This is a genomic window from Streptomyces ipomoeae 91-03 (assembly GCF_000317595.1).
Taxonomy (GTDB): Bacteria; Actinomycetota; Actinomycetes; order Streptomycetales; family Streptomycetaceae; genus Streptomyces; species Streptomyces ipomoeae.
The window spans coordinates 21,345-29,068 of record NZ_AEJC01000403.1; the positions used below are offsets into that span (position 1 = coordinate 21,345).

A 7,724-nucleotide genomic window follows, 5' to 3' on the forward strand; every position below is an offset into this window, starting at 1 on the left:
GGACCGACCTTCAACTGACCGACCTTCAACTGACCGACACCGACAGCAGCGAGAGGTGATCGATGGGCGTCGCGGGATCCACCGGGCCGGTGATGGACCGGGACGAGGTGGACCGTGCGCTTGCGCGGCTCGGCGCGGAGCACGAGGCCATCGAGACCTCGCTGCTCGCCCTGCAGGACCACGCGGGCCGCAGACTCCTCGAAGGCGCCGAGCTGACCGGCGTCACCAAGGAGCGCTGGGAGTCCACGGAGGCGTCGATCACGCTGCTGTGGGCGTACTTCGACGCCTACACGGACGCCCTGCACAACGCCCGGGAGATCCGTTCGCGCCGCCGCTGGTCCAGCCGTGAGGACCTGGTGGAGCTGACCGAACTGCTGCGCGGCCAGGCCGTCACGGTCGCCGGCTCCGCCACGGCCATGGCGAACGCGCCGACGCTGCAGAGCGCCGGCCGGCTCAGCGAGCAGTTCTCGCTGGCCGCGCTCGTGGACCGGATGAACGACCTGTACGCGTCCTCGCTGGACATGGTCGTGGCCGCCGACGCGGTGTGGTCCGCGCTGCCCGCCCGCATCGATTTACTGGCCGCCGAGCTCCAGCGCACCCGCCAACTCGCGCACTCCGTGGGCGTACGGCCCGGCGAGCACCCGGCGGGCGACGACCTGGAGCGGATCACCCGCACGCTCACCAGGCTCCGCGAGCAGGTCATCTCCGACCCGCTGGCCTTCTGGACCCCCGCGCAGGGCAGTTCGGCGCCCGGCGGCGGCCGACCGGACACCTCGGCGTACGACCGTGAGGCGCGCGCCCTGGACGACGTACGACGGGAGATCGAGGCGGTGCTGACGGTCCGGCAGGACGCGGAGGCACGGCTGCTGAAGCTGCGGGACGTGCTCAGCCGCGCGGACCGTACGCTCGCCGAGGCGCGCAGCGCCCGCGGTGAGGTGCTGGCGAAGATCGCCGCGACGGAGGTGCCCGTGGTCTCCGGTCCGCCGACGGTGCTCCAGGAGCAGTTGGCGCTGGCCGCCGAGTACCGCCGACACGCCCAGTGGCACCGGCTGTCGCCGCTCCTGGACTCCCTGGAGCAGAAGGCGGACGACGAACTGCTGCGCGCCCGGGAGTCGTTGACGGCGGTCACCGCGCCGCTGGCGGTCCGCGCCGAACTGCGCGGCCGGCTGGACGCGTACAAGGCGAAGGTCGCCCGGCACGGCTTCGCGGAGGACTCGCTGCTGGTGGAGCGCTACGACGTGGCGCGCCGCATGCTGTGGAGCGCCCCCTGCGACCTGCGCGTCGCCGAGCAGGCAGTGCTGCGCTACCAGCAGGCGGCGGCCGAACTGCTGGGCCAGTCGGTGCCGGCCCGGCGTGAACCCCAGGATCGGAGGGGGGAGGAATCGTGAGTCAGACAGGCGAACAGACGGGCGAGCAGGGTCAGCAGCAGTCCTGTCAGCGGCCCGGTTGCTCGGGGTCGTACGAGGACGTGGGCGGCGGTGAGCTGTACTGCGACACATGTGGTCTGGCGCCGGTCGTCTCGGCCAGCGGCATGGTCTCCTCCCCGCCCACCGGCATCACCGGGGGCAGGGGCTCGCGCGGCTCCGGTTCCAGCAGCAGCTCGCGCGCCTCCCGGCCGTCGTCGCGCTCCGCGCAGTCCCGGCGCTCGGTCTCCGGCCGTCTCTCGCGCGCCCTGTCCGGCAAGTCGACGGGCCGCTCGGTGTCGGTCCGCAGCTCCGGCAAGACCGCCGGTACGTCGGGCCGCGCCCGGCTCGGCGTCGGTCTCGTGCAGGTGCCGGACGTACCGCGCCCGGATCCGCGTTCGATGGTCCTGGAGACCGCCGAGGTGCCCGAGCGCAAGCGGTTCTGCTCGCGCTCCGACTGCGGGGCGCCGGTGGGGCGGGCGCGCGGCGACCGGCCGGGGCGCACGGAGGGCTTCTGCACCAAGTGCGGCCACCCGTACTCCTTCGTGCCGAAGCTGCACGCGGGCGACATCGTGCGCGGCCAGTACGAGGTCGTGGGCTGTCTCGCGCACGGCGGTCTGGGCTGGATCTACCTGGCCATAGACCGGGCGGTGTCGGACCGCTGGGTCGTGCTGAAGGGCCTTCTCGACACCGGTGACCAGGACGCGATGGCCGCCGCGATCTCCGAGCGCCGCTTCCTCGCCGAGATCGAGCACAACAACATCGTCCGCATCTACAACTTCGTCGAACACCTCGACCAGCGCACCGGCTCGCTGGACGGGTACATCGTCATGGAGTACGTCGGAGGCAAGTCCCTCAAGGAGATCGCCAACGGCCGCCGCACACCGGACGGTCGCCGCGATCCGCTGCCGGTCGAGCAGGCGTGCGCGTACGGCATCGAGGCGCTGGAAGCGCTCGGGCATCTGCACAGCCGCAACCTGCTGTACTGCGACTTCAAGGTCGACAACGCCATCCAGACCGAGGACCAGCTCAAGCTGATCGACATGGGCGCGGTGCGCAGGATGGACGACGAGGAGTCGGCCATCTACGGCACGGTGGGCTACCAGGCCCCCGAAGTCGCCGACGTGGGACCGTCGGTGGCCTCCGACCTCTACACGGTCGCCCGTACGCTCGCCGTCCTCACCTTCGACTTCCAGGGCTACACGAACGTCTTCGTGGACTCCCTGCCCGACCCGGACAACATCGAGGTCTTCCGCCAGTACGAGTCCTTCTACCGGCTGTTGGTGAGGGCCACGGACCCCGACCCGGCCCGCCGCTTCGCCTCGGCCCAGGAGATGTCCGAGCAGCTGACGGGCGTCCTGCGGGAGGTCGTCTCACTCCAGACGGGCCGGGCGCGGCCCGCGCTGTCGACGCTCTTCGGGCCCGAACTGAGGGTCATGGACACGGAGTTGTTCACCGAGCTGGACGGGGATGTGTCCCGGCTGGGGACACGGGTGGTTCCGGTGGGACGGGGGCCGCGACGGGGCAAGGCGGCTGCGGGGAGCGGAGGTTCACCTTCCGGATCGGCCGCCGGGAACGGAGCCTCGCTTTCCGGATCGGCCGCCGGTACGCCCGCCCCGCTGACCGGCGGCGAGGCCGTGTCCTCGGCCGCTCGGCTCACCAAGCCCCTCGACACCGCCGCCGCGGCCCTCGCGCTGCCGATCCCGCGTGTGGACCCGGGCGACCCGAACGCCGGGTTCCTGGCGGGGCTCATCGCCTCCGCGCCGACCGAGCTGATCGCGGCCCTGCACGCGGCGCCCACCGGCTCGCTGGAGCTGCGGCTGCGGGAGTTGCGGGCCCGGCTGGAGATGGGCGAGTTCGACATCGCGCTCAGCACGCTGAACGCCCTGGAGCGGGACCACCCCGACGACTGGCGGGTGGTCTGGTACCGGGGCGTGGCCGCGCTCGCCACCGGCGACCACGAGAACGCCGCGCTGTCCTTCGACGCGATCTACGACGCCTTCCCGGGCGAGCCGGCCCCCAAGCTGGCCCTCGGCCTGTGCGCCGAGGTGCTCGGGCAGCTGGACAACGCCGCCGAGTACTACCGGCTGGTGTGGACGACCGACCCCAGCTTCGTCAGCGCCGCGTTCGGGCTCGCCCGGGTGCGGCTGACCGCCGGGGACCGGCAGAACGCCGTACGCACCCTGGAGTCCGTGCCGGAGGCGTCCATCCACTACACCGCGGCCCGGGTCGCGGCCGTACGGGCCCGGTTGCGGCACCGTACGGAGGCGACACTCGGGGCCGGGGCCGGGCCGTCCGGGGCCGCGCCGGACACGCCGTTCCTCGACGACCTGACCGCCGCCGCGGGCCAGGTGGAGGCCCTCGGCGGGTACGGTCTGGACGCGGTGCGCCGTGAGCAGTTGTCCACAGAGGTCCTTGGCTGCGCCCTGGACTGGGTACTCTCCGGTGGCCAGGGAGCCGCGCCCCCGACCGGCGGCGGGCGAGTGCTGCTCGGCAGCGCGCTGGACGAGCGTGGCCTCCGCTTCGGCCTCGAGCGCTCGTACCGCACGCTGGCCCGGCTCGCGCAAAGCGGCGAGGAGAGGATCGACCTGGTGGAACGTGCCAACCGTTACCGCCCCCGGACGTGGGTGTAGTTCATGTCGCAGATGCCCCAGCCGACCGCGCTGACGAAGTGCCCGATCTGCGAGTGGCCGCTCGCTTCGGACGACCGCTTCTGCGGCGCGTGCGGACACGATCTCTCCACGGTGCCCGCGCCGCCGGAGGACCACCCGACCCTCACGATGAACGGGACGGCGGGTGACACCCCGCCCGAGGCCGCGCCCATGTCCTGGCCCGTCGCCTCCGAGCCGAGCGCGGGGACACCCCCGCCGGTGGTCCGGCCCACCGACATCCAGGGCACCGAGTCGGGCGGCGGCGAACTGCCGGGCCCCGGGCGGGGCGTACGGTTCGACCGGCGCCGCGAGCCCGACGACTACCCGCTCGCCGCGCCCCTGCCGCCGGACCCGCGCACCGCCGAGCCGGCCACCCCGCCGCCCGGCATGAAGCTGTGCGTGGCCTGCCGCGCGGGATACGTCGACCGAGACGGCTACTGCGAGAACTGCGGACACGCCCAGCCGCGGGAGCGCGACCACATGGAGCAGGAGTTGGGCGCCGTCGCCGCGGTCAGCGACCGAGGGCTGCGCCACCACCGCAACGAGGACTCCTTCGCCATCTCCTCCACCGCGCTGCCCGACGGCTCGCCCGCGGTCGTCGCGATCGTCTGCGACGGCGTGTCGTCCGCGACCCGCCCCGACGACGCCTCCCTCGCCGCCGCCCGCGCGGCCAACGAGACGCTGCTCGAGTCCCTGCCGCGCGGCACCCACCCGCAGCAGGCCATGCACGACGCGATCGTCGCCGCCTCCAACGCCGTCAACGCCCTCGCCGAGGACCCGCAGACGGCGGCGGAGCACGCCCCGCACCAGAACGCGCCGGCGTGCACCATCGTCGGCTCCGTCATCACCCCCAGCCTGCTCGTCGTCGGCTGGGTCGGCGACAGCCGCGCCTACTGGGTCCCGGTCGACCGCAGCGCCCCTGCGGCCCGGCTGACCGAGGACGACTCCTGGGCGGCACAGATGGTGGCCGCGGGACTGATGAACGAAGCCGAGGCGTACGCCGACGAACGCGCCCACGCGATCACCGGCTGGCTCGGCGCGGACGCGTATGAACTGGAGCCGCACACCGCTTCCTTCAAACCGGACCGGCCGGGTGTAGTGGTGGTGTGCACCGACGGGCTGTGGAACTACGCGGAGGCGGCGGAGGAGATGGCCGAGGCCGTGCCCCTCGACGCGTCCGCGCGTCCACTGCACTGCGCCCAGGTCCTGGTGGGCCGGGCCCTCGACGGTGGTGGCCACGACAACGTAACAGTGGCCGTCCTGCCGTTCCCGGCCCTGCCACAGGGGGCAGGATCGGCCTGAGGGTGCTCGCGGGCGGTGTGTTCGCGGGCGCCCCGGCGGCCGGACGGGAACGGCCGACGGACCGGAGGGGACCGGTCCGGTTACGGGCACGCACAGTCATCACCCCACGTGCTGTGGGGCCGCTAGGGGGATCAAAGTAGGCATGGCCAATTTCTCGAAGTCGAACGTGCCGCAGTTCTCGATGGACGTGTACCAGAACGAGTACCTGCCGGAGGGCGGCCGCGAGGTCAACGCCATCGTGACGGTCTCCGCGACCGGCGGCGGCACCATCGGCAGCGCGGTCACCGCGCCGCACCTCTACTCGCCCGGCCAGGGCCCCTCCGCCGCCGTGGCGATCATGGTCGACTGCTCGGGATCGATGGACTACCCGCCGACCAAGATGCGCAACGCCCGGGACGCCACGGCCGCCGCGATCGACACCTTGCGTGACGGAGTTCACTTCGCGGTGATCGACGGCACCCATGTGGCCCGGGAGGTCTACCCCGGCGGCGGCCGGCTCGCCATCGCCGACGCCACCACCCGGGACCAGGCCAAACAGGCGCTGCGCAAGCTCAGCGCGGGCGGCGGCACCGCGATCGGCACCTGGCTGAAGCTCGCCGACCGCCTGCTCGCCTCCGCCGATGTCGCGATACGCCACGGCATCCTCCTCACCGACGGCCGCAACGAACACGAGTCGCCGGAGGACCTGAAGGCCGCGCTGGACGCCTGCGCCGGCCGGTTCACGTGTGACGCGCGTGGCGTGGGCACCGACTGGGAGGTCAAGGAGGTCACCGGGATCGCCTCCGCGCTGCTCGGCACCGCCGACATCGTCGCCGACCCGGCCGCCCTGTCCGCCGACTTCACACAGATGATGGAGGCGACCATGGGCAAGGAGGTCGCCGACGTCGCCCTGCGGCTGTGGACCCCGGTCGGCACCCAGATCAAGTTCGTGAAGCAAGTGGCCCCCACGGTCGAGGACCTGACCGACCGTCGCACCGAGGCGGGCCCGCGCGCCGGTGACTACCCGACCGGCTCGTGGGGAGACGAGTCCCGTGACTACCACGTGTGCGTAGAGGTCCCGCCCGCCTCGCTCGGCCAGGAGATGCTCGCCGCCCGCGTCTCCCTGGTCATCCCCCAGCCCGACGGCTCCGCCCAGAACCTCGGCGCCCAGGGCCTCGTGAAGGCCGTCTGGACCGACGACATGGTGGCCTCGACCTCGATCAACCCCCAGGTCGCGCACTACACAGGCCAGGCCGAACTGGCGCAAGTCATCCGACAAGGGCTGGATGCCCGAAAAGCGGGCGATATCGACGGGGCAACGGCCAAGCTGGGGCGGGCCGTTCAGCTCGCCAGCGCGTCGGGGAACGCGGATACTGCGAAACTGCTTGCGAAGGTGGTGGACGTGGTCGACGCGGCGACAGGTACTGTGCGACTGAAGGCGAAGGTCACGGAGGCCGACGAGATGACTCTCGAGACTCGGTCCACAAAGACTGTTCGTGTAAAGAAGTAACGAGAAACAACCAGTAGCACCCAGTAATACGAGTAATACCCGTATCAACCGGAACGTACCGCTGCACGTCAGCCCGGCTCCCCCACAGGGGATCCGGACAGAACCGGCCACACCGGCCGTCGCGGCCACAGAACCCGGCCGAGAGGCCGGAAAGGAGAGGGGGAAGCGCCGACATGCCGACCTGCCCGAACGGACACCAGTCGGGTTCCGACGACTGGTGCGAGGTCTGCGGTCACCGTATGGCCGGTGCCGTACCCCCGCCGCCTCCACCACCGCCCCCGGGCGCCGGTTACGGCTACCCGCCGCCCGGCTCGCCGCCCCCGCCGCCCGGCGCGGGCGGCCCCGGCGGACGCCCGCACCTCGCCGCCGAGCCGGAGCTCTGCCCGCAGTGCCGCACGCCCCGCGAGGGCGGCGCGCCCTTCTGCGAGGAGTGCCGGTGGAACTTCCTGACCCACCCCCCGACGACCTACACCCCGGCCGCGCCGCGCCCGTCGACGCCTCCCCCCGGCCCCGGCGGTCCCGGCCCCGGCGGCCCTGGTCCCGGCGCCGGTCCCGGTGGGAACCCCGCGCTCCGCTTCCAGCAGCCGCCCCCGCCCTCCTACGGCGGCGGTGACGGGTACGACTACCAGAGCTCCCGCCCGTCCCAGATGAACCGCCCCGCCGAGCCGATCCCCCCGGGCCCGCCGTTCGGCGGCGAACCGTCGGGACCGGGAGGCTCCGGCGGGCCGGGCCGTCCGGGTGCGCCCGGCGGTCCCGGTGGCCGCGACGGGCGTGACGGCTTCCCGGGCCCGGGTGGCCCCAGTGGACGTGACGGCTTCCCAGCTCCGGGTGGCCCTGGCGGCCCGGGGGGCGGCCCCGGCGGACGCGACGGCTTCCCAG

At 73.0% G+C, this 7,724-nt stretch carries 4 protein-coding genes and 1 pseudogene; all 5 read left to right on the forward strand.

Annotated elements, in window-relative coordinates; translation table 11 throughout:
* Positions 1-62 precede the first annotated feature (62 nt).
* Positions 63-1,388, forward strand: a complete 1,326-nt coding sequence (locus tag STRIP9103_RS26595) for a hypothetical protein (RefSeq protein WP_009323650.1) — start codon at positions 63-65, stop codon at positions 1,386-1,388.
* Positions 1,385-4,036: a serine/threonine-protein kinase gene (locus tag STRIP9103_RS26600; protein WP_009323643.1), complete on the forward strand. Its 2,652-nt coding sequence runs from the start codon at positions 1,385-1,387 to the stop codon at positions 4,034-4,036. The genes STRIP9103_RS26595 and STRIP9103_RS26600 overlap by 4 nt, the downstream gene beginning before the upstream one ends.
* A gap of 3 nt (positions 4,037-4,039) precedes the next feature.
* Positions 4,040-5,356 (forward strand): PP2C family serine/threonine-protein phosphatase, encoded by a 1,317-nt coding sequence (locus STRIP9103_RS26605; protein WP_048821027.1) that lies wholly within the window; start codon positions 4,040-4,042, stop codon positions 5,354-5,356.
* A 142-nt stretch (positions 5,357-5,498) separates the two neighbouring features.
* Entirely contained in the window at positions 5,499-6,845 is a 1,347-nt protein-coding gene (locus STRIP9103_RS26610) for a vWA domain-containing protein (protein ID WP_009323646.1), read from the forward strand.
* 173 nt (positions 6,846-7,018) lie between these two features.
* Positions 7,019-7,724 (forward strand): annotated as a pseudogene (locus STRIP9103_RS47100) (FHA domain-containing protein); the annotation flags it as partial.